The organism is Pseudomonas sp. PDM27, from assembly GCF_019219205.1.
In the GTDB taxonomy this organism is placed as follows: Bacteria; Pseudomonadota; Gammaproteobacteria; order Pseudomonadales; family Pseudomonadaceae; genus Aquipseudomonas; species Aquipseudomonas laurylsulfatiphila.
The window spans coordinates 44155-68477 of record NZ_JAHUWF010000010.1 but is presented as its reverse complement, the minus strand read 5'-3'; the positions used below and the strand labels follow the sequence as shown (position 1 = coordinate 68477).

The following is a 24323-nucleotide window of genomic DNA, read 5'->3' as shown; positions in this document are numbered from 1 at the left end:
CCTGGAGAACAATAATGACATCCCATGACAAGGCCAAATGGCTCAGATTCCTGATTCTCATCCTCGGTGGCGGCACCATCTACAAGCTGGCGAATCTCAAAGACGCCTTCTACATCCCCATGCAGGAATTCATGGGGCTGTCCCACACTGAAATCGGCGTGCTGCTGAGCGCCAACGCCATCATCGCCACCGCGCTGTTCGTAGTGGGCGGCATGCTCGCCGACCGGTACGACACGCGCAAGCTGATCCCCCTCGGCCTGATCGGTACCGGCGGGCTGGGGCTTTACCTGGCGACCTTTCCGCCCTTCAGCAACCTGCTGGTGGTGTTCTGCCTGCTGGCCGTGTGTGCCGATTGCCTCTTCTGGCCTTCGCTGCTCAAGGCCATCCGCAACCTGGGTGACGATAAGGAACAGGGGCGCCTGTTCGGTCTGCTCGAAGGCGGGCGTGGCGTCATTGATACCCTGGTCGCGTTTTCTGCGCTGGGCGTTTTCGTCGCCATGGGCTCCGGTGAAAACGGTCTGAAGTCGGCGATCCTGTTCTACTCGGTCATCGACATTCTTGCCGGTACCCTGACCTGGCTGTTGCTCAAGAGCGGCAAAACCCAGTCGACCGTCAAGCCGAAGAACGGACTGTCGAACCTGCTCGAGGCGATCAAGGTGCCGGGCATCTGGTTGGTCAGCCTCAACGTGTTCATGGTCTACATCGTGTACTGCGGCCTGACCTATTTCATTCCCTACCTCAAGGAAATGTACGAACTGCCCGTGGCCCTGGTGGGCGCCTACGGCATCATCAACCAGTACTTCCTCAAGATCCTCGGCGGCCCCGCTGGCGGCTTCATTGCCGACAAGCAGTTCAAGAGTTCCAGCCGTTATCTGAAGTGGGCATTCCTGGCGTTGTTGCCGCTGATGGGCGTCATCATGCTCATCCCGAAAAACCCGGGTTTCATCTACGCAGGCATGGCGGCCACCCTCTCCTTCGCGCTGATTGTGTTTTCCATGCGCGGTGTGTTCTGGGCACCGATGGGTGAAGTCGGCATTCCCCAGCACATCACGGGCTCGGCCTTTGGCATTGGGTGCCTGATCGGCTATGCGCCGGGGATGTTTGCCTACGTCATCTATGGCGCGATACTCGACCACTTCCCGGGTCAACAAGGCTACAACTACGTCTTCTCGTTGATGAGTCTGCTGGCCATTGTCGGGTTCATGGTATCGAGCCTGCTGTATCAAGCGGTCCGCAAGAACGTCGCGGTCACTGGCGAGGTCAGCGCCGCGCAAGCCTGAACATAGGTCGGGTTTATCCAATTCATACGCGTAATCGTTAACGACCATCGCAGGCAAGCCAGCTCCCACAGGGGACCCTGCCCACGCGGAAACTGTAGGAGCCAGCCTGCTGGCGATGGACTCCAGTGCGCCGCGTTCATCCAGTTCACACGCGTAATCGTTAACGACCATCGCAGGCAAGCCAGCTCCCACAGGGGACCGTGCCCACGCTGAAACTGTAGGAGCCAGACTGCTGGCGATGGACTCCAGTGCGCCGCGTTCATCCAGTTCACCCGCGTTATCGTTAACGACCATCGCAGGCAAGCCAGCTCCCACAAGGGTACGTGCCCACGCTGAAACTACTGTAGGAGCCAGCCTGCTGGCGATGGACTCCAGTGCGCCGCGTTCATCCAGTTCACACGCGTTATCGTTGACGACCATCGCTGCGATGCGGCGACCCGACAAGCCAGCTCCCACAGGGGACCCTGCCCACGCTGAAACTGTCGCCTCGACATGCAGTGAACTACTGTCAGTCATGGGCCTGGCGTCAATCTCGGGATTTGCGTTGAACTGCCGGGTTTCCAGCCGACCTGTCTCGATGATCAGGGAGCCGGACCTATGGCAAAAGATGCAAAAGTCGAATCGGAAAACCAGACGTTTCCCGCGCAGGAGGCCGGGGCGATGGACGAACCAGCCCCTGTTAGCGATGCAAGTCGCAATGGCCTCTGGCGTACATGGATGAGGGTCCGGGCACACAGGCTGAGTCACTCGACCCAGTTTGTCATTGCCGCTGCGGTGATCCTGGGGCTGACCATGTTTTTCGTCGGCAATCTGGTGAGCGTACGCATAGAAAGTGCCGCGGTTCATAGCGCAGCAGAAGCAGGCGCTCAGTACATGGATACGTTTCTGGAGCCCTTTGTGCAGGAGTTGAGCCGGGACAACACCCTCTCGGCAGCAAGTGTCCAGTCCCTGGACCGCCTCACGGAAAGTCGTTCGCTGAAACAGCACATTGTCTCGATCAAGATCTGGCGAGCAGATGGCACCGTGGTCTACAGCACGAACAAAGACATCACCAACGTTCAATTCCCGCTGGATGAGATCACTGAGGCACTCAAGGGCAAAGTGGTCACCGATCTTCAGGAACTGACCCAGGATGAGAACGCGTTCGAGCGCACGCTCAATGTGCCGCTCTATGAAATCTACGCGCCCCTGCGGGATTCACGCTCCGGGAAAATCATCGCGGTCGGCGAATTTTATGAAAAGGCCGATAGCCTCAGGCGCGAGATCAATCGGGTCCGGGAGGAAGTATGGGGGGTTGTCGGCGCCGCGACACTGGCCATGCTGACCCTGCTTTTCTTCATCGTGCGACGCGGTGACAGGATTATCCAGCAACAACAGGTGGCACTGCACTTGCGGCTGATAGAGCAAACCCGTTTGCACATCAGCAATGCTGAACTGCAGCACAAGATGGCAACGGCTACCCAGGAGTTTTCCCGAGTCAACGAACTCACCTTGAGGCGCATTGGCGCAGACCTGCACGATGGGCCGGCGCAGCTATTGACCTTGATTCTGATCCGGCTCGACGACCTGGCCGAAAACTGCACGGCGGTCGATCAGGAATCCCTGGAAACCATCCGTGGCGCCGCCACCGACGCATTGCGTGAGGTCCGGGATTTATCACGAGGCCTGGCACTTCCGGAAATCAACGACGTGAGTCTGGTGGAAGAGTTGCAACTGGTGGCGCAACGGCACGAGCAACGCACGGGCACCAAGGTTACATTGACCCTGGGGCAGCTACCGAAGGCCGCGCCATTGCCGTTAAAACTCTGTCTGTACCGGTTTGTGCAGGAAACCCTCAACAACGCATACCGGCATGCCAACGGCGAGGGTCAGGTCATCCAGGCGAAGTACATTGATGGCGTATTGAACATCAGCGTCAGGGACAGTGGTCCAGGCATGGCGGCGGACGCAATGCAGCTCGAGAAATCCGGTAGAACCCGATTGGGCCTCGCCGGTTTGCGTTATCGCGTCGAATCCCTGGGCGGGTTGTTCAGCATCGACTCCTGCGACACGGGTACGTCGGTCAATGCACAGTTCAAACTCTAGTCAGGCGCCGCTTCGGCATCCCTTGGCGCTTTCGCCGCGCCGATGTGAAGGTGCCCGATCGCTTCGCGCTCCCGGTAGTGGCGCAGAGCCGTGACCGCTTCGACTCGATTTCGCGCGTTGAGCTTCTGCATCACGCAGCCCATGTGATGCTTGACGGTTTTTTCGCTGATCAGCAGCCTTGCCGCCACCTCCCTGTTGGTCAGCCCCTTGGACACTTCAAGAATGACCTCTTCCTCGCGATGGGTCAGGTCGAACTTGCGGGTTTCCGCTTCGTGCTTCTTGATGTTGCTCAGCAGTTTGTTGGCAAACTCGGGGGTGATATACGACTCACCCCGGGCAACCGTCCTGATTGCCAGGACCAGTTCCGGCCCGCTGACACCTTTCAACACATACCCGCGTGCGCCGGCCTCCAGTGCCAGGAAGGCGTCATCCTCGGATTCCGAAACGGTCAGCATCAGCACCTTCACATCCGACAGCTGCGTGGAAATGAACCGCACCGCGGCGAAAACATCGCCCGGCATATTGACGTCCATCAACATCACGTCCGGACGCTCCCTCTGCGCGATATCCATGGCATCCTGCGCGTTGGCGCCCTGCTCCACGACCTGAAGATCCGGCCGTTTTCTCAGCGTATTGGCAACGCCCTCACGCAACATCGGATGGTCGTCGGCAATACCGATGCGAATGAATGGACTCATGAGACGCTCCCGCAAGGATAAGCATTCGGATACACATTGATTAATAGCAGGGAACCCGGGAAGGCGCCGGTCATCAGTCGCATGTCCCGGGCTCCAGGCGTACGGATATCAGACTCAGGTCGGATGCAATCAGAATTCTAACCAAGGATAAATCTTACAAAACACATTACCTTTACCTCCCAACTATCTGTTTTTTTTGAATTAAATGCATAAAAAACAGAAACCCTCATAAAACCGGATCCGTCTTTCATCCGACCACAGCACCAGGCATAGCCAGGCACAACGTCAAACGCGACAGATTTCCAACGTGGCGCGTAAACCGCCAGCGATGCGGTTCTCCAGTCTGATCTGTCCTCCCAGGCGATCGGCAATGGCCTTGACGATGGTCAGCCCCAACCCTGCCCCCTGATCGTTTGCGCGACTGTAGAACCGCTCGAAGAGCCGATCACGATCCTGCTCATCGATACCCGGCCCCTCATCTTCGACAGACAGTTCGTAGCCGTTTCTCTTTTCGACCAGCTTTACCGTGATCACGCCGTGCCGGGGGGAGAAATTCACCGCGTTGGTGACCAGGTTGTTCAAGGCAATGTCGATAGCCGCAGGGTCGACCCTCACAAGGCCGATGTCGTCGCTGACATCGAAAACCAATTCAAGATCCTTGCTCAACAACCAGGGCGTCAATTGAACCAGGCTGTCGCGAACCGTGGCTGCCAGGTCAATCGGTGCAGGCGGTCGCGCGCCTGCTTGAGGCTCGATACGTGCCATCGTGAGCAATTGATTGACCAGCCGACTGGTACGGTCCACTCCGGCAATCAAGTGTTCAAGCGACGCACGACGCTCCCCTTCGCTCCCCGCTTCCATCAGGTTCTGCGCATGCACCCTGAGCACGGCCAGGGGGGTGCGCATTTCGTGGGCGGCATCCGCGATAAAACGGCGCTCACGTCCCATGACTTCCTGAATCTGCGCAAGCATACGGTTAAGGGCTGCCTGCATCGGCTCAAGCTCGGTAGGCAGCGGCGTCAATTGCAGGGGTTCGAGTGAACCGGGATGCCTCGCCCGCAGTGTCGCAGCCATGTTGACCAGAGGTTTCAATCCCCAGCCGATGGCCAGCCAGAGCATGGCGGCCAGTATCAAACTCCCCAGAATGTTAGGCCACAAGGTGTGGCGTACGATGCGGTCCACCAGGTCCGTGCGCACGTCGTCCCGTTCCCCCACCCAGATACGCAGGTTGTTCTGCTTGTCTTCAAGCAGGAAGGCGCGCCAGTGCCGGTTGTTCAGGTCGACTACATCGCTGAAGCCTGGTGTGACCGGGGGTTGGTTGAAAGACGGAGAACTGGCGGTATGCACCAGCACTTCATTCCTGGCATTCCAGACCTGAAACGCAATCTTCGTTTCATACGGATGCCCGTCGGCCCTGGGCGTCGCCTCGTTCAGGGCCTGGTTGAAAGCCCTGTACAGATCTGCGTGATCCTCGCTCACCATGGGCATACGCATGACGCCTTGCAGCAGGCGAGCATTCTGGGCCAGTTGGGCATCATAGACTTCGGCAATTTCATGGTTGCTGTCGTGCAGGTTCAGCACGCTGATCACCGCCAGACCTGCGAGCATCAGGCCAATGATCAGGGTCAGGGTGCGCCGGCGGATCGAGGTCATCGACGCTCCTCCACCAGATAACCGATACCACGGACGGTGCGAATCAGATCGGTGGAGAGCTTCTTGCGCAGGTGATGGATGTGCACTTCCAGCGTGTTGCTTTCAGCCTCCTCGCTCCAGCCGTACAGCAACTGCATCAGATGATCGCGAGTCATTACCCGGCCCGGTGGCGAGAGCAGCTCGTGGAGCAACTGGTATTCCTTGGGTGTCAGGGCCACCGGTTCGCCTTTGTAGCTGACTTGCTGGGTGCCGGGGTTCAGGCTGATGCCCGCGTGCTCGATCAGCGATTGCCCACGCCCGGCGCTGCGCCGAAGCAACGCACGTATGCGCGCCTTCAATTCTGCCAGGTCGAAGGGCTTGATCAGGTAGTCATCGGCGCCGGCATCCAGGCCGGCGATACGGTCTTCGGTGGCATCGCGCGCCGTCAGGATCAGCACCGGCAGGTTGGAGCCGCTGTCTCGCAAGCGCCTGAGCACTTCGAGACCGTCCATGCGTGGCAGGCCAAGGTCGAGCACCGCCAGATCGAAGATTTCACTGAGCAGCGAGTGCAAGGCACTGTTGCCGTCCTGCAACCAGTCGACGGTATAACCTTCACGGCGCAGGGCCTGATGAATGCCCTCGCCGAGCGCCACGTCATCCTCTACGAGTAATAAACGCACAGGGTCTCCTGTCAACCGAGTTTCTTGTTCACGTCCACCAACAGCGTTTCGATCTCCTTGCGGCGCCCGGCGTCAGCGCTCTCGCGGCCAGGACGGGGCGCAGCCTGCAAGGCTTTTTGCAGCGCGGCCCTGGCTTCGACATACCGCTTCTGACGGTAGAGGTGATCGCCCCAGAAGTACAGGCTGTCGATGCCGTTGGGGTTTATTTGCAATGCCAGCTTGAGCAACTGCTCGGCCTTGTCCGAATCGCCGAAACCGATGGGCCAGCCCGGTACGCGGTCATAGAGGGCCCCCAGACTGGTATAGGCTGAGCCTTGCAGAGCCTTGGGGTCCAGGGCCAGGGCTTTTTCCAGATCGGCCTTGGCATCTTTGACCTTGCTCAGCGCACCCAGTCCACCCTGGGCACCCGCCCAGCTACTGGTGACGATGCCAGACCAGATCCAGGCCTCCGCCACCGTTTGACGTTCCTGCTTGAAGCTCGAAGCCTGGGCCGCCAGCTTTTCAAAAGCCGCAGTGCGTTGTCCCTCGGGCAACTCGTACTGAATGTGCGCCCAGCTTTGCTGGATACCGTTGAGACGCTGCTGGTCGGCAGCATCCAGCGCCCAGACACCCTGGCTCAATGCGCCCAGCAGCAGGCAAGCGATGATCTTTTTCATGGTTCGAGATTCTCCTGGTCGGGTTTCTGGCTCAGGCGGCGGATCAGTGGCAGTTGCTTGCGCAATCCACGGTCCACCAGATGAGGCAGGAGGCTGTTCAGGCGTACAAAAAAACGCTCGGGCCAGCCCAGGTACAAGTCGCGACGGTCACCGGCAATGGCGTGAATCACCGCGGCCGCCACGGTTTGCGGATCGTCGACATTGGCTTTGAGCGCATCATTGAGCGCTTGGGCTGCCGGGCTGTTCATGCCGGTACGGGTCGCTCGCGGGGCGACGTAGAGCACACTGACCCGGGTATCTGCCAACTCTCGGCGCAGGGCTTCGGAGAACCCGCGCAGGGCAAACTTGGTGGCGCAGTAACTGGCGTAGCCTGGGTAGCCAATGGAGCCATAGGTCGAACCGACGTTGACCACCATGGCACTGTCGGCTTGCTTGAGCAGCGGCAACATCAGTTTTGTCAGGCACATCGGCGCACTGATGTTCACCGCGAGCATCGAATTGATCTCACTGTCGTCGAGCTGTTCGAGCATGGCGAAATGGTTGACTCCGGCGGCATTGATCAGCAGGTTGATGCCGCCGATGTTCTGGGCCCGCGCCAGCACCTCGCGGCGGTCGGAGAGCAACGTCAGGTCTGCACGGATCCAACACAGATTATTGGGATAAAGCTCGAGCAACGGCACCAGGGGCTCCCGATGGCGAGCCACGGCCAGCACCTGGGCACCACTGGCGCACAGTGCAGTGGCGATGGCCAGGCCGATGCCGCCGCTGGCACCGGTCAACACGACGCGGGCTTCAGACAGGCGCATGCAGGTTCTCCCCGTTACGCGGCAAGCCACGAAACATATCGGTGTAGAGCCGGTACACCACTTTGGAGGCATGAATGACCGCGGCTTGGTCGCCCGGGTCATCCAGACGGTTCATCAGTCGACGGTAGGTCTGCATATGTTCGATATCCAGCGAGCCGTGGGAACTGAGGTAGCTGAACGCGCTTTCGGGCAAGTCCAGACGCTGGCGAATACTGCCGGCGGCGTGGGTCGCCAAGGCAATGCTCGTGCCTTCGAGTACGTTGACCATGCCGAACAGTCCCACCGGATTGTCCCTGGCGATCAGGTCGTAAAGGAAGCTGACCATCAATTCGATCGGCAATGACGGGCGCCCATCGCGTACAGCGTCCCTGTCACCGCCGCAGGCTTGAATGTCATTGAGTACCCATTGTTCGTGGCCGTATTCGTCCTCGATGTATTCACACACCGCTTCGCGCAACCATTCCAGGCGCGTAGGCAGGCGCGCACCGCAGGCCATCATCAACGGCACGGTATGGCGCACGTGGTAATAGGCCTGTGCCAGAAAGGCCCGGTAACTTTCCAGGCTGACATCGCCCTGCAGCGCATCACGGATGATCGGCAGGTTGAACAGCTCATTGCGTTCTTGCTCAGTGGCTTGTTGCAAGGTGTCAAAAAAACTCATGGTGCGGATTCCTCGGAAAATGCAGATTCGGTCAATTGCCGCCGGTAGCGCTCGATGATGGCGTCACGGCGGGGCCGGCCATTGGCGGTGAGCAAACCGTTGGTGGCAGTAAAGGGTTGCTCGAGCCGACTCCAGTGGCGGACCTGGGCGTACTTGGGCAAGGCCTCGTTGGCCTGGGCCACGGCGGCGGCCAGCTGGTCGTCGGTACAGTCCGGGTGATGCGGCCAGAGCAGCGCATGGTTGTGAGGCATCGCCTCGCCATAGACGAAGGCCTGAGCAATAGGCCCCCGCTGAGTCAACTCGGCTTCCACCCACTCGGGGTTCACGTTGCGCCCGAAACTGGTCACGAACTGATGCTTCTTGCGCCCCTTGAGGTAGAGAAAACCTTCGGCGTCGAACTCGCCGAGATCGCCGCTGGGCCACCACGGGTCGGTGTGCGGTGCCTCTCCCAGATAGCCCAGCAAGGTTGCCCCCTTGATCAGCACTTCTCCGTCATCCGCCAGGCGAATCTCCACATGGGGCAATGGCCGTCCGACACTGCCGGGGCGCCGAGCTTGCGGGCGATTGAGGCAGACCACCGATGCGCACTCGGACAACCCGTAACCTTCATAGACGGGTATGCGCACGCGTTCAGCGCGATGCAGTAGATCTTCACTGACCCGGGCACCGCCAACGGCGGCAAAACGCAGGTGCTGTGGATCGAAAACCTTCTGCTCGGCAGCACCGACCAGCATCAGTAACAACTGCGGCACCAGGACCAGGCTCTGAGGCGAGCGGCTGGCCAGGCATCCCAACAATTTCGGCACCTCCACACCGCTGGCGCCTGCAATCCCCAGGGTTTTCTGGCTGGGCAGGCTCAAGGTGGCTCCGGCATACAGTGCGGCGTAACAACCGATGTTCTCCAGCAAAATGGCCAGCGGCAGCAGCGCCAGGTGGTGTTGCGGGTCAGTGGGTTTGCTGGCCTGATCCAGCTCGCGAGCGACCCCCAGAATGCTGTCGGCACTCAGGCACACGCCCTTGGGTGTGCCTGTGGTGCCGGAGGTGAAGGTCAACTTGGCGGTGCCGTCGGGCATCCGGTTCGGGCCACTGAACGTGCGGTGCCAGAACTCGCCGCACTTCTGATATCCAGCGTCTTGCAGTTCGTCCTGCAATGGCGGTTCGGCAATGACGTGTTCGGCCTGGCTTTGCTCCAGGCAATGCTTGCGTTGCGCCGGACTGAAAAAAGGCGGCAAGGCCACGCAGGTCAACCCCTCGAACAACGCGGCCAGGTCCCACAGCAGGGCTTCGATACCATTGTCCAGGGCCAGGGCGACCACCCTGACTCGTTCATCGCGCAGGCGCTGCTGACGATAAATGACCTCGGCATAGAGCGTGGCGTAGTTGAGCTGGCGAAGGTCATCCCACAAGGCAATGGTGTTGGTTTTTTGCTCAGCATGATGACGCAGGATCCGTTTGAAACGCTCCATTTCAGGCGACATGGCAGGCCCCTTCAATGGAAGTCGGCAAGCCCAGGCGACTGAACAGGCCGGTGTTGCGTAAATGAATGAAACCGGAGCGAATATTGCCGAAATGAACCCACGGTTTGCTTTCGTAGTAACTGCCCCAGGCGTGGCGGTCTTCGCCAAGACGCGCCGGGTCGGCAGCACACAGGGTCACGGGCTTCAAGCCAAGGCGATGAAAGCTATTGACCAGCCCCAGGTTTCCGGTGAAGGCGACCCATTCCAGCCCCCCCATGGCGAGCAGGTAGGTCATCGCAATGATGCTCATCCGTGCGCTGCCGGTGTCGCTGGCAGCCAGGTTGCCGACCTCGACGATGGCTGAGCGGCTTACGGTCTGGTCGGCCGCGGCACTGATCAGCGGATCGATCGCCTCGTCCAGGTAACCTTCCAGAAACAGCGGTCCGCCGCTCGCCAGACGCACGCCAACCACCGCGCATAGCGTGCCGGACGCATCGCTCATGCCAAACAGCTCCGGCATGAAGTGGCGAACATCGGCACCGTGGGCCCTGCGAAACCGTTGCTGGATAAAGGCTTCGAAGCCCTCCCTTTGCGGGGCGTCCGGCAAGGCCCTGACAAGATGCATCTGCTGTGCTTCGGTCAGGCCAAAGCGCAGTGGCAACTGAACGTTCCAGTTGAAATCGGACATTGAAAAACATCTCCCCGGATCAATTGGGGAGCAGTATCAAAGACTATTCTTAACGAAGTCTGAAGGTGACAAAACGGTTCTTTTCAGTGGTCTTCGGATTGTCACCTTGCATGACCGGGGCCACCCCGACAACCGGCAGGCTGGTCGACAGGGGTACGCTCTGCGTGACGTTGGCCATCCGGGTGATTTCCACCTGCACCTTGTCCTTGCCGAGCAGGTAGTCGGCCAGCTTCTGCGAAAACGGCCAGTAGTTCAGGTCGGCCGTCAGGGTCAGCGGTCCGACGGCGTCGGCCGGCACCAGGAAGGAGAATTCCCCGATATCGTAGCCCTTGGGCAGAATGCGGTTGTCCGAGAGAATTTGCGTGGCATTCCAGACCTCGACGTCCAGCGGGTTGCCGTCCTTGTCGCCTATGTGCACTTTGAAATTTCGCGTGTTGACTTCGGTCTTGCCGTCCTTGATCGACCCCAGCCGGTAGATCTCGCGACCCGTGGCATCCCGCACGCGGAAATCGATCCACATCTCCCGTCCCTCCGGAAAGCCGGTCGGCAGCTTGTGCCCTGCGCCGACATTGGACACCTTGACGGCGACCGAGGTGTATTGCCCGGCAACGATCGCTGCCGGCAATTGCTCGAAGGTTATTTCCCCCGCGCGCGCGAGCATGTTGCGAGCCCGTTGCGCGCCCTCTTCCTGACCGAGATGGTTGAGCATCATCGCGTTGGCTCCGCTGAACCAATGCGAGGCGACCTCCTCGCGATCCGGCCCCATGATCGCAGCCTTACCCTTGAAACCCGGCATGTGGCAGCTCTGGCAGGTGATGTCGTTAAGGCTGTAGGTGCTCTCCTGCCATTCGTCATAGGTGCGCTCCACCGCCACGCTGCTGAACGGGTGCGTGACGTTGTGGCAGGTGCCGCAAAAGTCCGAGCGGGTGTGCAAGGCCGAGTACACCGTGTCGTGATAAGGCGAAACGGCGTCCTTGCGCGGGCCGAACTTGGTTGGTTTACCGTTTGCCCGCGGACTCAGAACATAGGCGCCGTTGTCCAGGCCCGTGCGGGCACTGATGTTGTGGCAGGTTTCGCAATCGACCCCAGGCATCGGAGTGTTCTTCGCGCTGTCTTCAACCGAGGAGCGGTTGACTTGCGAAGTGATCTGCCCGGTCGTGAGACCGATCGGCGTATGGCAGCCGGTGCAGAAGTTATCGACCTTGCCCTCGGTGGCCGCACTCGCACGCTTGAGCAAGGCCCGATAGATGGGTTCATCCCAGGCCTGGGACATCATCGACGAGCGCCACTGTTTGTAGATCTCCGTATGACAAGCGCCGCAGACCTGGGCATTGTCGAAGTCCTTCACATTCAAGACCAGGTTACCGGTGGTATTGGCCCGGTGCGGGAAGAACGGCATCCCGCCAGTCACATGCATGAGCCTGGAGCGTGCCGGCTCCAGCCACTTGTCATTGCTCTGATTGTCATTGCCCTGATTGTTATTGCTCGGGGGTTCGTCAGCCGCCACCAGCGTCACCGTCAGCAGGCAGGCCAGAAAGAACAAAAAACGGCGAGCCAGAGGTTTGAGCGCCAGGAACAACGGTATGAACAATGACACCAGGGAAATGTTCAAGTCGACAATAGCCAGCTTGACGCCTGGCGGTACGTTGAACATTGCCATGTAAGAGCCGGCGCTGATCGTCCAAAGAACAATCAAGGCCGATAGCCCATGCAGCGCTAACTGTGCACACGTTGGTCTGGTGTGGCTCATGGCATTTCCTCTGGACGGTTCGCAGAGGATGACTGCAGTACTTCTATTGAGTCGCCAGGGGTATTTCGTGATGCAAACCGATGGTTACGTGCAATCACTCAATGGGGTACTTACAGCTCCACAGCTTGCCGACGCTGCACCTTTCGTGAACGGGACACGCTCACTCAGCAATTACCCTGCCATTGCTGTAACAAAATATGAGCGAGGACCGGAATGTCCCTGCAAACATTCGTCGAAAGTTGAAATGCCGTACTGATGCTGGCGTGAATACTGCTGGGGAATAGCGCCCCGTTAGTGGGGACGCTTACACCGAAATCGGGGACCACTCACCGTCTTGAGTCGAGACCCCTTACTCCCTGTCTTTCGTCGTCCGGATGAGATTACCCCGTAACTTGACGATGGCCTTCTGCATTTGCACGAAGTCGTCGGGATCGAGGCCGGTTTGCGGGAAGCCGTCTTCGCGCAGGCCTTCACGCAATGTTCGCCCCTCTTTTGTGAGATTGATCCGCACCTGGCGCTCGTCTTCCGGGTCGCGCTGGCGCAGCAAATAACCCATCGCTTCGAGCTTCTTCAGGATTGGCGTGAGGGTGTTGGATTCCAGAAACAGCTTTTCGCCAAGGCTGCCGACGGTCTGGTTGTCTTCTTCCCACAGCGCGACCAGGGTGATGTATTGCGTGTAGGTCAGGCCGAGCCGTTCGAGCATCGGCTTGTAGGCCTTGCCGAAGGCCAGGTTGGTGGAATAGACGGCAAAACACAGGAAGTCGGAGAGTTTGAGATCCAGGGCGGATGTCTTGTCGGTGTTTTTCATGGACGTTCTCAGGGGCAATCTTGCGAGACTGAAACTATACGTCGTACACGATGGTATCGGAAGTGCGCATAAACACCGACGGCCGGCTCACCGGGAAAATCCCCGTTGAGCCGGCCGTGCAGCGGGTCAGGCCGTCAAGACATTGATGTCGACATCAATGTTGCCGCGTGTGGCCTTGGAGTACGGGCAGATTGCATCGGCGTTGTGGGCCAGTTCAGTCGCCACTCCCTGATCCAGCCCCGGCACGCGCAACGTCAGTCGGGCCTGGAGGAAGTACGCCGCGCCGGTCTGGCCCAGATCGACTTCAATGTCGACGGCCGTGTCGGTCGGCAGTGTCACCTTCATTTGTTGGGCGGCCAGCCCCACCGCTGCGATGTAGCAGGCCGACCACGCGCCGGCGAACAGTTGCTCGGCTTTCGGGTGCGGCTGGACGGCGGTCAGCACATGTGCCGGTGTGTCGCTGCCGGGGGACGACAGCACGATGTCGAGGTTACCGTTATGACCGCGCGACGTATTGCCTGCGCTGTTCTGGGTGGTGTGGGTTTTGCCGCTGGCCAGTACTTTTTCGATCTTGCTCATGATGATTCCCTCAGGATTACAATCAGTTATATTCGTATGCGCTTGCATCGTATGCGATATTAGTGATGCGTCCGCACGTCACGCCGTGATCACGTTCAGGGCAACATCGATATTGCCGCGTGTCGCTTTGGAGTAAGGGCAGATGGAGTCGGCGATGTGCGCAAGTTCAGTCGCGACATCCTGTGCCAGCCCGGGCACGCGCAGGGTCAGTCGGGCCTGAAGGAAGTAGGCCGGACCAGTCTGGCCCAGGTCCACTTCAATGTCGACGGCCATGTCCGCCGGCAAAACGATATTGCGTTCCTGGGCCACCAGCCCCACTGCTGCGGTGTAGCAGGCCGACCAGGCCCCGGCGAACAGTTGCTCGGCTTTCGGATGCGGCTGTGTGGCGGCAAAGACGTGGGCTGGCTGTGTGGAACCCGGTGACGACAGGACGATATCGAGGTTGCCGTTATGACCGCCGACATTGCTGCGGGTGGTGTGGGTTTTGCCGGTAGCCAGTACTTTTTCGATTTTGCTCATGGGGATTTCCTCGGGGCTTAAAGTTCGTGCGATTGAATCGCATGCGATAGTTGTGGCATTCAAAAAACAACGTTGGTCAATGGGCGTGTGCAACGATCCAGTTGTTGCCGTTGTGGCCATGGGAAGCTTGAGCGGTAGGGATCAACAGGGTGCGGCGGCTTCCGGTGTTCATGGCTGATTCTCCAAACGGCAAGGGTTGTCTTTATTTTCTATCGCATTCGACTAAATCGCATACGATGGATGAATATTCAACCAAAGCCCCAATGATGTCAAAGTTTATTTTATGCCTTGGCGACGAGCGGCAGGTTCGCGGCCGACCGTGCTGCCCTCCCCCTCGCCGAATCAAGGGATGAGCGGACAGCATTCGGCCACGGACAAGGAACACAGATGGCGAAATATCTGTAGGAGCGAGCTTGCTCGCGAAAAACCTGAGAGCACCGCGGGGTGTCAGGCTCCCCGCATCATCGTTGACCTCCATCGCGAGCAAGCTCGCTCCTACAGTTCTCGGTGTGCCCCGGAATTGCGTGAACAACCAAAAAAAACCCCCTCACAGGGAGGGGGTCTGGTGTTGGCAAGGCTCAAACGGTTTCACCCGTCTTCACCTGGACTTTCGTCAGCTCATCGCGCAGGAATTCCAGCGAACAGCCAGGTAGTCTGTTCAGCCGGCGCTGCCGCGTTGCGATTGCGCGCCCACTGGGTCAGCGCCACCATCGTCGCAAAGCCGAGCACGATCAATACCGGATAGGCCATCAGCAACTCGGTCAGCGAGTATTTCCAGGCCAGCGGTCGGCCGACACCGAGCATCGCGGCATACAGCCAGGAAACGCCCGACAGTGCGCCAGAGAACAGGGCAAACATTCGCACATTGATAGGCAGGTCAAGCAAGGACCCGGCCTTCAGCATGGCGGGCAATACATAGCGGTGCAACAGCATGCCGTTGAATGTCAGCAGCAAGACAATAATGACTTTGGCTTGAAGTTTCGGGTTGGCAAAATAGGTCATTCCTTTTTCAAGATAATCAATGCCTATAATCGCCGCACCGGTGATCCACAAGAATAACAACGCATTGGAAACAGACTTCTGGAGACTGGCCATATGATCATTATCGTGCCCGGACGAAACACGGCCTTTCAATAAATCCTTGACCATGGCGACATCGCTGGCAAACACCAGGCCAATGGCTACGCAGCATGCCAACAGGTGTACGTAAACAACTCCTAAACGCATAAACTCCATGGATTCTTTCTGGCCAAGCAGGCCGATCATTGTATTAATATCCACGCTTACATCTCCACTTATTGCGGCAGTGTGAATTGACCATGCCCCAGGCACGCGAATTAATATTCCACGCCTGCACAATCAAAGTTCACATTGATTGAAGCAAATAAAATAGTTTGGGTATTACAAGAGAGAGCGACTCGCCCCGCGAGTCAGTGATGACGGCATACTATCACTCCAGGTCTCAGGTAAAAAAAATCCCCATGTGCATTCCATTCAATGCAGATGAGGTATACGTCCATTTTACTAGGGAGTGCAGTGCGGAGCTCAAAGGATCCGCCTGCTGGAAGTTCAGAACCCAGAATACCCCAATCGTTCATTTTTCGAACAAAAACCACGACAAACGGTACTGCCAATAATGCCTCGGGAGGCCGGTTTCATTGGCTGAAACCACCGTTGCCAAGCGGCTGAATCGTTTCATGTTTCGCGCCGAAAAAAAAAGCGGATTTCGCGCGGAACTCACACCGTTTGACCCTGTAAACAGCGAGTTTTTTCCTCGCAAGCAGGCACGGGGAATGCCGTAAAAATTAGTTTTTACTGACCGCGAAGGCCTGCGCAAATGCTCGAAAAGAGACCCGCTGGTATGGCATGACCGCCTGGATGCTTGCTGAACAGAATCAGGCCAGCAACTGATTGATCCAACGGACCTGACGCGCGATGTCCTGCACCTTTTCCTCAGGCACGGCCTGTTGCGCCCCGGCAAATTGGCTCAGGGTCTTCTGCTTCTGGCGCAGCTTGCGCTGCCACTTGATCAGGAACGCCGGGCTGCGAGCCTGCATCTGCAACGGGCCGAAGTACAACTCTTCGTCGGTGTAGATCACCGGCCCGGCGCGCTCGGCGACGATGATTTCGTAGTCGAAGCGATTTTCCCGCAGCACTTCCTCGCAGAGGATGCGATAGCCATTTTCCATCAGCCACAGGCGCAGTGGCTGCTCGCCGCCGTTGGGTTGCAGGATCAGGCGCTCCTGCCCGCTCAGGTACGCCATGCCGCTCTCGAGGATGTCGCGGATCGTTTCGCCGCCCATGCCGCAGAGGCTGATCGCCGTGATCCCGTCTCCCGGCAGGATTGCCGCCAGGCCGTTGGCCAGGCGCACGCTGATCCGTTGCTCCAGATCGTTCTCGTGCACGGTGCGTTCGGCCGCGCGGAACGGCGTCAACGCTACTTCCCCGGCCACCGCCGCCGTGATGGCGCCACGACGCATCAACGCCACCGGCAGGTAGCCGTGATCCGAGCCGATATCGGCCAGGCGCGCACCGGCCGGCACATGCGCCGCCACGCGCTCCAGGCGCATGGACAATGTCTGTTCGTTCAACTGCGGCCCCTTCTCACCACGAACGTCCGGCGCCTTTGGCCGGATCGGGGCGCGATTGTGTCGGGCAATGCCGTGCATTTCAAATTTATGCGACCAGGTTACAGCCCCCCTTCACGCGATCACGCCCGCATACACCGATCTGTCGACGTTTCCACCGGACAGAATCACCGCCACCCTTTTTCCCGACATGGCTTCACGCTCGGCCATGAGCGCCGCCAGCGCCGCCGCACCGGCCCCTTCCGCCAGGTTGTGGGTATCGGTGTAATACACGCGCATGGCCTCGGCTATCTGTGCGTCACTGACCGCAACGATCCGCGCCGCACCTGCGGCATAGACGGCAAAGGCTTCAGGTATTGGCTTGCGTACGGCCAGACCGTCGGCGAAGGTGGTCGCCGAGGCCGTTTCGCACAGGGCGCCGGTGTCGAACGATAACTGTGCGGCCGCCGCCTCTGTGGAAACCACGCCCACCACCCGGGTGTCCAGGCCCAGTGCATCGCGAGCGGCGATCACGCCACAAATCCCCGATCCGCAGCCAATCGGTACATAGACGGTATCCAGATCCGGCGCGGCGTTGAACAGCTCCAGCGCATAGGTGGCGACGCCCTTGACCAGCTCTGTATGAAACGGCGGCACCAGGAACAGGTCGTGCTCCTGCGCAAGGCGTGCCGCCTCTTCGCGGGCCTCATCGAAATCGCGGCCATACTCGACTACTTCAGCGCCAAAGCCGCGCATGGCGTTGTTCTTTTCCACCGAGTTGCCTTGCGGCACGACGATCAGCGCCCGCAAGCCCAGTGCCCCAGCCGCCAGTGCAAGGCTCTGGCCATGGTTGCCGCGGGTCGCGCTGACAATGCCCTTCACGCCCGGATGTTCGCGCTTGAGCCAGTGCATGAACGTGATGCCGCCGCGCACTTTGAAAGCACCGGTAGGCGTGTGGTTTTCGTGCTTGACCCACACCGTGCAACCCAACCGCCTGGCCAGCAAGGGCCAAGGGTACTGGGCGGTGGCGGGCATGACCTGGTACACGTTACGTGCGGCCTGTTCGATGTCGTCGCGAGTCAGTGTGTGCATGAGTTATCTCCTCGGGATTTTGCCCAGTCTGAACAGGGGCGCAGTACGCAGGCTTTCAAAAAACCGACCTGACTTTTGTGTGCCCTCTTCACTACTATGGTGCTCATGAGCCATCGAAACCGCCCGCATCCACCCCTGCTGTCCGAACCGGTCCGCCGCATCGAGGCCGGCCCCTGGGCGATCGAATTGCTCCCCGGCTGCGCCTACGCGACCCGATACGTAGCGACCCAGGCGGGAATCGGCTTTGCCTTCGACAGCCAGCGAGGCCTGCACGCGATCGGCAGCGACCGGGTACAACCCTTCGATGCCCTGCCCAACGGCCTGGCGTTCGTTCCGATGGGGTGTGACGTGTTATCCGAATCGCCCAAGGGCGGTGAATATCTGCGGGTGATACGCACTGACGGTATGGCGCTGGAGGGGGATCGCGCCTTCAACAATCGCATCGACCGGCAGGCCACGGTCCTCGCATGGCGGATGCGCGCCGCGCTGTTGCACGCTCGCGTGGAGGACGACTGGGAGGCCTGGGCACTGGCATTGTCCGAGCGCGCGACGGCCAGCGAAGCCGTGTCGACACCGCCCCATGGCTCGATTACCGGCAGCCGGATGCGCTTGCTCGATGAGTTCATTGACGCGGGCCTCGATGGCCCGTTGAGCGTACCGGCGATGGCGGGCCTGCTTGGCTTGTCCGAAGGCTATTTCATGCGGGCTTTCAAAAATGCCACCGGCAAAAGCCCCCATGCTTACCTGATCGACCGACGCCTGGCCAGGGCTCGAGCCCTGATGCACGACTCGACCGCCACGCTGGCTGAAATCGCCTACGCCTGCGGTTTCAACTCCCAGGCGCACATGGCGACCACCTTCAGGCAACGCCTCGGCGTGAGTCCGGCGCAGCTGCGTCAATAATGAAACGACAGGAAAATCAGCGGTTGCGTGCGGGCAGCATGCCCTTGAGCACATCATCCTTTTCAACGAAGTGATGCTTGAGCGCAACCAGCAGATGGCCACCTACCAGGGCGCCACACAACCACGCCATGTAGGTATGAACCGCCTTTGCCAGATCGTACAGGTTCTGATCGGGGTCAACGATTGGCGGGAGCATGAACAGCGCCGCCACCATGATGGGTTTGTCGGCGACCGAGCTCCAGTACCAGCCGGACAACGGCAGCCCGATCAGGGCCACGGCGTACAGCAGCACATGCCCGACCAGCGCACCACGCTTCATCCTCGGGCTCATCGACTCGGGTAGCGCCGGTGCCGGGTGACTCAATCGCCAGGCGATACGCACGACGATGAGAAACAGCAGCGTGCTGGCCATTGCCTTGTGCAAGTAGGTGAGTTCATGGTGGGCATTGAATTCGTCGCGCCAATGCGTCGCCACGATTCCGATGACCCAGGCTCCCAACCAGATCAGGGCCATGCCCCAATGCAGCCACTTGGCTACACCGGTATAACTTCCTTCCTTCGCCATCTCGCTGCCCTACCCGTCACCTTTGAAGGCGGATTATCGCGACAGGGCGTTATCGGAAAAACAGTGAAATGTTGCTTAAACATATCGAAATGCTCGATCTAGCTCGTGTTTAGCCTTCGATCGTAAAGGCAGAAATCGGCCCCATGTGGCCGGTGGTCGTTGCATGTCGATTGTCGCCGGCGTTTGGCTAAGCTTAGTGAATCAGGGCGACCTGAGACTTGAAACCTGGGAGTTTGCGGACATCAACGGATCTGCATTGGCATCAAGACGGTACGCTCAAAGGAGACGACCATGTATGCGGTGATAAGAACCTACCTGGGTGCTGGAGCCAAGCAGCTATTCGAGGTGATGGAAGAGCGCAACGTCGACATCGAAGCGACCTTGCGCACAGTACCTGGCCTCGTCAGCTACACACTGCTCAATACGGGTGATGGTGGTACTTCGATCACTGTTTGCAAGGACAAGGCCGGCAGTGATGCGAGCCTGAAAGTTGCCCGTGAGTGGATTCAGAAAAACACCTCGCATATCCACGCGAACCCGCCGATCGTGACGGAAGGTCCGGTCATAGTGCAGATCAACTAGCGACCGGTTCGCAGGGTGGTGAGTGCTATACTTTTTTTCAGATTGCATGAAGTGTGCAACGTTCCCCTCGGTACACACACCGACTGCAAATCCAGGTTGACCGCTGCCGGACAAAGGAGGTCTACAGCAAACTCGAGTCGGGAGGTGTGGCATGAATCGGCACTATTACATCAGTGACAATCTCAACGATCTTGAATCCGTTGAATATGAACTGGAAGCCAGCGGCATCAATTCCGAACAGATTCATGTGCTCAGTCAAAACGTTGCCGATGTCGAACAACATCACCTGCACGAAGTTAACTCGTTAATGGAACAGGATGCTGTTCACTCGGGTGAGATTGGCGCGGTGATCGGTTTGCCACTGGCGGCACTGGTACTCGTTGGCGCGTATTGGATGGGCTGGACCGAATCCGCCGCAGGCTGGATGCCCTTTATCTTCCTTTCCATTGTCATTTTGGGCTTCTGCATCTGGGAAGGCGGTTTTTTCGGGTTCCAGGTGCCGAACACTCACTTCCGCAATTTCAAGCAGCTGGTAACCGAGGGCAAACATATCTTCTTCGTCGATGTTGAGCCGAACCAGGAATCGGTACTGGATCAGGTCATCAAACAACATCCAAAGCTGACGATCGCCGGCACTGGAGCGGCAGCCCCCCATTGGACAGTGGCCTGGCAGCACAAATGGCATCAGTTCAAGCGAGTGATATCGGGTTAGCGCCTGGAGACTCAAGGCCATCCGCAAACGGCTTACTGGCCAAAGAAAATGACCCGGCTGAGGAAAATGTAGTCAGCCTCGGTGGCCATCAGTCCGACGAGCACCAGCAAACACAAGGGCGGCACCAATATGGCGTAGACCATGGCCAGCCGCTCCCAGGCCATATGCATGAAGATGGAGACAATTAAACCTGCCTTCAACAGCATGAAAATGATGATCAGGGACCACCGAAGGTAGCCATGGAAGTGGAAATAGTCGACAAGGTACGACAGCGTGCTGAGGACAAATAACAGCCCCCAGATTTTAAGGTACAAACTGATTGGATGTTGCTGACCCTGAGCATGTTCCATCACCCGTGCTCCTCTACCATAAATAGAAGAAAGCAAAAATAAACACCCACACCAAATCCACGAAGTGCCAGTAAAGCCCGGCTATCTCGACATTCTGATAGTTTCCGGAGCGTTCATAATCTCCGCGAAAAACTTTCAGCGCCACAATGCTGAGGTAGATGGCGCCGATTGACACATGCAACCCGTGAAAACCGGTAATCATGAAGAAGCTGGCACCAAATTGCGCCGCCCCCATGGGGTTCCCCCACGGACGCACCCCTTCTGCGATGAGCTTGCTCCATTCAAATGCCTGCATGCCGACGAACGTCACACCCAAGGCAGCGGTCGCCAGCATCAGCGCCGTCGTTTTCGCGCGATCACGGCGATAGGCGAAGTTAACGGCCATGGCCATGGTGCCGCTGCTACTGATCAGCACAAAGGTCATGATGGCGATCAGGATAAGCGGGATTTCCCTTCCTGCGATCGTCAAGGCAAACACTTCACTCGGGTTCGGCCAGGCCGTAGTGATGGTCATGCGTACTGACATGTAGCCGGTTAAAAAACAGGTGAATATAAACGTATCGCTGAGCAGGAATATCCACATCATCGCCTTGCCCCAAGGCACCTGCTTGAAGGCGTCTTTGTCCGAGGACCAGTCGCTGGCGATGCTTTGCCATCCTGGCGCCGGTGGCGAGCCGGGTGGATTGGATGAGCTGGGCTCGATTTGGGCTTGGGCTTGCGGGTGCGATGCCATGGCTTTTCACCTCAGGCCGCAGAATCTGGCGATGGCTTCATAGGTTTGCGGCGTGCTGGACAGCAGAGCGAACAGCACGAACCAGAGACCCAACAAGTAATGCCAATAGATGGCACAGAGTTCTACGCTGGCGCTCAGTTGCGCCAATGGCACATGACGCAGGAATCTGGCGACGATCCAGCACCAGGCGATCAGCCCGCCCAGCAGGTGGAGCCCATGCAGGCCGGTCAACAGATAGAAGAAACTGTTGGCCGGATTGCTGGCGACAAAGTAGCCCAAGGCGACAAACTGCTGCCAGACCCAGACTTGCCCCGCCAGAAAGGCAATTGCAAAGACGCCCCCCAATGCGAAACCAATGACGGTCGCGCCCGGCCGAGCCTTTCGGGCAGCCACACGCGACCACTGCAGTGCGATGCAACTCAATAGCAGAAAAGCCGAATTCAGCCATAGCGGCCGCAGATCGCCTAACGGCGCCAAAGGCTCAGTCAGGGGTAGCCAGTCAACCATTTGTGAACGGGCAATAAAGGCAATCAGGAAGAGGAAGAATAACGAACTCACCACCACCAGAAACAAGCGCAAGCCGACTCTTGCGATTTGACTTCCATTGGCACCCTCGGCGGCCTGAACACCCTCAGGGTCGCGATTCCAACTGCCGCCGGGGTCAGCGCCGTCGGCGTTTCTCAATAGCAGTCTGTTCATGGCTTGACGTCCGCTATTTTAGTCCCGGCACTGAGTTGCCGCATCTGCTCCAGCTCCTCGGCGGAGACCGTTTGCGGCACGAAATCCTGTTCTATCCCCGGCACGCTGTAGTCATAGGCCCAGCGATGCACGACCGGCAATTTCTCGCCCCAGTTACCGTGTTTCGGTGGGGTGTGCAGCGTTTGCCATTCCAGGCTGGCCCCGCCCCAGGGATTACTGCCGGCGGGCTTGCCCTTGAATGCACTCCAGGCCATGTTGAACACGAACAGCAACTGGGAAACGCCGACAGTCAATGCGATCACCGTAATGAAGGCATTCAGCTCTTGCGCGGACTGCGGGATGAACGCGTAGTTTTCATAGGCGTAGTAGCGACGTGGCATGCCCTGGAAACCCAGGTAGTGCATGGGGAAGAAGATGGCGTAGGTGCCCAGGAAGGTAATCCAGAAATGCAGCTTGCCCAGGGTGTCGTTGTACATGCGCCCGGTGACTTTCGGGAACCAGTGATAGATACCGCCGAACACCACCAGTACCGGTGCGACCCCCATGACCATATGAAAATGGGCGACGACGAAATAGGTGTCCGAGAGCGGAATATCCACGATCACATTGCCGAGAAACAACCCGGTCAGGCCGCCGACCAGGAAGGTGACGATAAAGGCCAGGGCAAACAGCATCGGCACGGTCAGATGGATGTCGCCGCGCCACAGGGTCAGAACCCAGTTATAGACTTTCAGCGCGGTCGGTACCGCGATGATCAAGGTGCTGACGGCGAAAAAAAAGCCGAAGTACGGGTTCATTCCGCTGACATACATATGGTGCGCCCAGACCACAAAACTCAGCACCCCGATCGCAACAATGGCCCACACCATCATTCGGTAGCCGAAGATGTTTTTACGCGCATGGGTGCTGATCAGGTCGGAGACCAGGCCAAATGCAGGGAGGGCAACGATATAGACTTCCGGGTGGCCGAAAAACCAGAACAAGTGCTGGAACAATATCGGGCTGCCACCCTGGTGATCGAGCTGCTGCCCCAGCGAGACCATCGCCGGCATGAAGAAGCTGGTGCCCAACAGCTTGTCAAACAACATCATGACCGCGCTGACGAACAACGCCGGGAAGGCCAGCAAGGCCATGATCGAGGCCATGAAGATGCCCCACACCGAGAGCGGCATGCGAAACAATGTCATGCCGTGCGTGCGCGCCTGCAACACCGTGGTGACGTAGTTCAACCCGCCCATGGTGGCGGCGACAATGAAAATCGCCAGTGAGACGAGCATCAGGACAATGCCCCACTCGACGCCCGGTGTCCCCTGGGCGATGGACTGGGGCGGATAGAGCGTCCAGCCGGCACCCGTGGGGCCGCCCGGGACGAAAAAACTGCTGAGCAACACCACTACCGCCAGCAGGTAAAACCAGAAACTGAGCATGTTGACATAGGGGAAGACCATGTCGCGGGCGCCCACCATCAGCGGGATCAGATAGTTGCCGAAGCCCCCCAGAAACAAGGCCGTCAGCAAGTAGATGACCATGATCATGCCGTGCATGGTCATCGCCTGATAATAAGTATTGGCATCCATGAACGCCAAACTGCCGGGGAAGCCTATCTGCATGCGCATCAAGCCGGACAGCACCAGGGCGACAAGCCCCACGAACAGAGCCGTCAAGGAATATTGAATGGCTATGACCTTGTGGTCCTGACTCCAGATGTATTTGGTCAGGAAGCTTTTGGGCTCGTGCAGTGCTTCTGTTTCGGCTTGCTCCGCATAGGCCATCACGTCATCCTCGTTTCGAAGTTTCAGTGTGTTTCTGGCTGCTTTACGG

At 58.7% G+C, this 24323-nt stretch carries 26 protein-coding genes; 6 read left to right on the top strand and 20 right to left on the bottom strand.

What is annotated here, in order from left to right; genetic code table 11:
- Positions 1–14: 14 nt before the first annotated feature.
- A complete protein-coding gene (locus KW838_RS20420) occupies positions 15–1280 on the top strand; it encodes a nitrate/nitrite transporter (RefSeq protein WP_218503042.1) in 1266 nt (421 codons plus the stop codon).
- A 597-nt stretch (positions 1281–1877) separates the two neighbouring features.
- Positions 1878–3365, top strand: a complete 1488-nt coding sequence (locus tag KW838_RS20415) for a sensor histidine kinase (protein ID WP_218503040.1) — start codon at positions 1878–1880, stop codon at positions 3363–3365.
- On the opposite strand, the gene KW838_RS20410 is transcribed toward KW838_RS20415, so the two are convergent.
- The 13 genes from KW838_RS20410 to KW838_RS20350 all read right to left on the bottom strand — a co-directional run bounded on the left by KW838_RS20410 (position 3362) and on the right by KW838_RS20350 (position 15565).
- Positions 3362–4063 carry a response regulator transcription factor gene (locus KW838_RS20410; protein ID WP_218503038.1) on the bottom strand — a complete coding sequence of 234 codons (702 nt, stop codon included), beginning with the start codon at positions 4061–4063 and terminating at the stop codon, positions 3362–3364. The genes KW838_RS20415 and KW838_RS20410 overlap by 4 nt on opposite strands.
- 285 nt (positions 4064–4348) lie before the next feature.
- Positions 4349–5716 (bottom strand): HAMP domain-containing sensor histidine kinase, encoded by a 1368-nt coding sequence (locus KW838_RS20405; protein ID WP_218503036.1) that lies wholly within the window; start codon positions 5714–5716, stop codon positions 4349–4351.
- Entirely contained in the window at positions 5713–6375 is a 663-nt protein-coding gene (locus KW838_RS20400) for a response regulator (RefSeq protein ID WP_126045920.1), read from the bottom strand. Before KW838_RS20400 ends, KW838_RS20405 begins: the two co-directional genes overlap by 4 nt.
- Positions 6376–6386: 11 nt before the next feature.
- The gene (locus KW838_RS20395) at positions 6387–7031 is read right to left on the bottom strand and encodes a tetratricopeptide repeat protein (RefSeq protein ID WP_102699536.1); all 645 of its coding nucleotides are present in this window, start codon (positions 7029–7031) and stop codon (positions 6387–6389) included.
- The gene (locus tag KW838_RS20390; RefSeq protein ID WP_218503034.1) at positions 7028–7837 is read right to left on the bottom strand and encodes an SDR family oxidoreductase; all 810 of its coding nucleotides are present in this window, start codon (positions 7835–7837) and stop codon (positions 7028–7030) included. Before KW838_RS20390 ends, KW838_RS20395 begins: the two co-directional genes overlap by 4 nt.
- Positions 7824–8498, bottom strand: a complete 675-nt coding sequence (locus tag KW838_RS20385) for a TenA family transcriptional regulator (protein WP_218503032.1) — start codon at positions 8496–8498, stop codon at positions 7824–7826. The genes KW838_RS20390 and KW838_RS20385 overlap by 14 nt, the downstream gene beginning before the upstream one ends.
- On the bottom strand, positions 8495–9976 hold the full coding sequence (locus KW838_RS20380; protein ID WP_218503030.1) for an AMP-binding protein: 1482 nt from the start codon (positions 9974–9976) through the stop codon (positions 8495–8497). Before KW838_RS20380 ends, KW838_RS20385 begins: the two co-directional genes overlap by 4 nt.
- Complete coding sequence (locus KW838_RS20375) at positions 9966–10643, bottom strand: thermostable hemolysin (protein WP_218503028.1); 678 nt, start codon at positions 10641–10643, stop codon at positions 9966–9968. Before KW838_RS20375 ends, KW838_RS20380 begins: the two co-directional genes overlap by 11 nt.
- 49 nt (positions 10644–10692) lie before the next feature.
- A complete protein-coding gene (locus tag KW838_RS20370) occupies positions 10693–12393 on the bottom strand; it encodes a cytochrome c family protein (RefSeq protein WP_218503026.1) in 1701 nt (566 codons plus the stop codon).
- Positions 12394–12742: 349 nt separating this feature from the next.
- Entirely contained in the window at positions 12743–13201 is a 459-nt protein-coding gene (locus KW838_RS20365; protein ID WP_102674766.1) for a MarR family winged helix-turn-helix transcriptional regulator, read from the bottom strand.
- A gap of 126 nt (positions 13202–13327) precedes the next feature.
- Positions 13328–13780, bottom strand: a complete 453-nt coding sequence (locus KW838_RS20360; protein ID WP_218503024.1) for an Ohr family peroxiredoxin — start codon at positions 13778–13780, stop codon at positions 13328–13330.
- A gap of 78 nt (positions 13781–13858) precedes the next feature.
- Positions 13859–14299, bottom strand: coding sequence for an Ohr family peroxiredoxin (locus KW838_RS20355; RefSeq protein ID WP_095966036.1), 441 nt, complete (start codon positions 14297–14299; stop codon positions 13859–13861).
- Between the two features lie 618 nt (positions 14300–14917).
- Positions 14918–15565 carry a hypothetical protein gene (locus tag KW838_RS20350; protein WP_218503475.1) on the bottom strand — a complete coding sequence of 216 codons (648 nt, stop codon included), beginning with the start codon at positions 15563–15565 and terminating at the stop codon, positions 14918–14920.
- Positions 15566–15957: 392 nt separating this feature from the next.
- Here KW838_RS20350 and KW838_RS20345 point away from each other — a divergent pair, with 392 nt between their 5' ends.
- Positions 15958–16101, top strand: coding sequence for a hypothetical protein (locus KW838_RS20345; RefSeq protein ID WP_218503022.1), 144 nt, complete (start codon positions 15958–15960; stop codon positions 16099–16101).
- Between the two features lie 93 nt (positions 16102–16194).
- Here the strand turns inward: KW838_RS20345 and KW838_RS20340 are convergent, their stop codons facing one another.
- Together KW838_RS20340 and KW838_RS20335 are read right to left on the bottom strand one after the other, a co-directional pair.
- Positions 16195–16890 (bottom strand): class I SAM-dependent methyltransferase, encoded by a 696-nt coding sequence (locus KW838_RS20340; protein ID WP_305730004.1) that lies wholly within the window; start codon positions 16888–16890, stop codon positions 16195–16197.
- Positions 16891–17001: 111 nt separating this feature from the next.
- Positions 17002–17958 carry a threonine dehydratase gene (locus KW838_RS20335; RefSeq protein ID WP_218503011.1) on the bottom strand — a complete coding sequence of 319 codons (957 nt, stop codon included), beginning with the start codon at positions 17956–17958 and terminating at the stop codon, positions 17002–17004.
- 96 nt (positions 17959–18054) lie between these two features.
- On the opposite strand from KW838_RS20335, the gene KW838_RS20330 reads away from it, so the two are divergent.
- Positions 18055–18861 (top strand): AraC family transcriptional regulator, encoded by an 807-nt coding sequence (locus KW838_RS20330; protein WP_218503474.1) that lies wholly within the window; start codon positions 18055–18057, stop codon positions 18859–18861.
- Positions 18862–18877: 16 nt separating this feature from the next.
- Here KW838_RS20330 and KW838_RS20325 read toward each other — a convergent pair whose 3' ends face one another.
- Positions 18878–19426 carry a cytochrome b gene (locus KW838_RS20325; RefSeq protein ID WP_102699524.1) on the bottom strand — a complete coding sequence of 183 codons (549 nt, stop codon included), beginning with the start codon at positions 19424–19426 and terminating at the stop codon, positions 18878–18880.
- A 291-nt stretch (positions 19427–19717) separates the two neighbouring features.
- Here KW838_RS20325 and KW838_RS20320 point away from each other — a divergent pair, with 291 nt between their 5' ends.
- Together KW838_RS20320 and KW838_RS20315 are read left to right on the top strand one after the other, a co-directional pair.
- Entirely contained in the window at positions 19718–20008 is a 291-nt protein-coding gene (locus KW838_RS20320) for a hypothetical protein (protein WP_102699523.1), read from the top strand.
- A 151-nt stretch (positions 20009–20159) separates the two neighbouring features.
- Entirely contained in the window at positions 20160–20720 is a 561-nt protein-coding gene (locus KW838_RS20315; protein WP_102699522.1) for a hypothetical protein, read from the top strand.
- A 32-nt stretch (positions 20721–20752) separates the two neighbouring features.
- On the opposite strand, the gene KW838_RS20310 is transcribed toward KW838_RS20315, so the two are convergent.
- Genes KW838_RS20310 through ctaD form a run of 4 tightly spaced genes read right to left on the bottom strand, consistent with a single transcriptional unit; the run spans position 20753 to position 24274 of the window.
- Positions 20753–21070: a cytochrome C oxidase subunit IV family protein gene (locus KW838_RS20310; RefSeq protein WP_095966028.1), complete on the bottom strand. Its 318-nt coding sequence runs from the start codon at positions 21068–21070 to the stop codon at positions 20753–20755.
- A 13-nt stretch (positions 21071–21083) separates the two neighbouring features.
- Positions 21084–21803, bottom strand: a complete 720-nt coding sequence (locus KW838_RS20305; protein ID WP_218503008.1) for a heme-copper oxidase subunit III family protein — start codon at positions 21801–21803, stop codon at positions 21084–21086.
- A gap of 6 nt (positions 21804–21809) precedes the next feature.
- Positions 21810–22502, bottom strand: a complete 693-nt coding sequence (locus tag KW838_RS20300; RefSeq protein ID WP_218503006.1) for a cytochrome c oxidase subunit 3 — start codon at positions 22500–22502, stop codon at positions 21810–21812.
- Positions 22499–24274 carry a cytochrome c oxidase subunit I gene (ctaD, locus tag KW838_RS20295; RefSeq protein WP_218502996.1) on the bottom strand — a complete coding sequence of 592 codons (1776 nt, stop codon included), beginning with the start codon at positions 24272–24274 and terminating at the stop codon, positions 22499–22501. The genes KW838_RS20300 and ctaD overlap by 4 nt, the downstream gene beginning before the upstream one ends.
- Positions 24275–24323 lie beyond the last annotated feature (49 nt).

Coding starts and splice junctions, on each gene's coding strand:
- KW838_RS20335 (WP_218503011.1), bottom strand. CDS start 17,958: ATGCACACACTGACTCGCGACGACATCGAACAGGCCGCACGTAACGTG.
- KW838_RS20365 (WP_102674766.1), bottom strand. CDS start 13,201: ATGAAAAACACCGACAAGACATCCGCCCTGGATCTCAAACTCTCCGAC.
- KW838_RS20385 (WP_218503032.1), bottom strand. CDS start 8,498: ATGAGTTTTTTTGACACCTTGCAACAAGCCACTGAGCAAGAACGCAAT.
- ctaD (WP_218502996.1), bottom strand. CDS start 24,274: ATGGCCTATGCGGAGCAAGCCGAAACAGAAGCACTGCACGAGCCCAAA.
- KW838_RS20405 (WP_218503036.1), bottom strand. CDS start 5,716: ATGACCTCGATCCGCCGGCGCACCCTGACCCTGATCATTGGCCTGATG.
- KW838_RS20300 (WP_218503006.1), bottom strand. CDS start 22,502: ATGAACAGACTGCTATTGAGAAACGCCGACGGCGCTGACCCCGGCGGC.
- KW838_RS20355 (WP_095966036.1), bottom strand. CDS start 14,299: ATGAGCAAAATCGAAAAAGTACTGGCTACCGGCAAAACCCACACCACC.
- KW838_RS20320 (WP_102699523.1), top strand. CDS start 19,718: ATGTATGCGGTGATAAGAACCTACCTGGGTGCTGGAGCCAAGCAGCTA.
- KW838_RS20350 (WP_218503475.1), bottom strand. CDS start 15,565: ATGATCGGCCTGCTTGGCCAGAAAGAATCCATGGAGTTTATGCGTTTA.
- KW838_RS20370 (WP_218503026.1), bottom strand. CDS start 12,393: ATGAGCCACACCAGACCAACGTGTGCACAGTTAGCGCTGCATGGGCTA.
- KW838_RS20310 (WP_095966028.1), bottom strand. CDS start 21,070: ATGGAACATGCTCAGGGTCAGCAACATCCAATCAGTTTGTACCTTAAA.
- KW838_RS20395 (WP_102699536.1), bottom strand. CDS start 7,031: ATGAAAAAGATCATCGCTTGCCTGCTGCTGGGCGCATTGAGCCAGGGT.
- KW838_RS20410 (WP_218503038.1), bottom strand. CDS start 4,063: ATGAGTCCATTCATTCGCATCGGTATTGCCGACGACCATCCGATGTTG.
- KW838_RS20325 (WP_102699524.1), bottom strand. CDS start 19,426: ATGGCGAAGGAAGGAAGTTATACCGGTGTAGCCAAGTGGCTGCATTGG.
- KW838_RS20415 (WP_218503040.1), top strand. CDS start 1,878: ATGGCAAAAGATGCAAAAGTCGAATCGGAAAACCAGACGTTTCCCGCG.
- KW838_RS20420 (WP_218503042.1), top strand. CDS start 15: ATGACATCCCATGACAAGGCCAAATGGCTCAGATTCCTGATTCTCATC.
- KW838_RS20330 (WP_218503474.1), top strand. CDS start 18,055: ATGGTGCTCATGAGCCATCGAAACCGCCCGCATCCACCCCTGCTGTCC.
- KW838_RS20360 (WP_218503024.1), bottom strand. CDS start 13,780: ATGAGCAAGATCGAAAAAGTACTGGCCAGCGGCAAAACCCACACCACC.
- KW838_RS20305 (WP_218503008.1), bottom strand. CDS start 21,803: ATGGCATCGCACCCGCAAGCCCAAGCCCAAATCGAGCCCAGCTCATCC.
- KW838_RS20315 (WP_102699522.1), top strand. CDS start 20,160: ATGAATCGGCACTATTACATCAGTGACAATCTCAACGATCTTGAATCC.
- KW838_RS20390 (WP_218503034.1), bottom strand. CDS start 7,837: ATGCGCCTGTCTGAAGCCCGCGTCGTGTTGACCGGTGCCAGCGGCGGC.
- KW838_RS20380 (WP_218503030.1), bottom strand. CDS start 9,976: ATGTCGCCTGAAATGGAGCGTTTCAAACGGATCCTGCGTCATCATGCT.
- KW838_RS20375 (WP_218503028.1), bottom strand. CDS start 10,643: ATGTCCGATTTCAACTGGAACGTTCAGTTGCCACTGCGCTTTGGCCTG.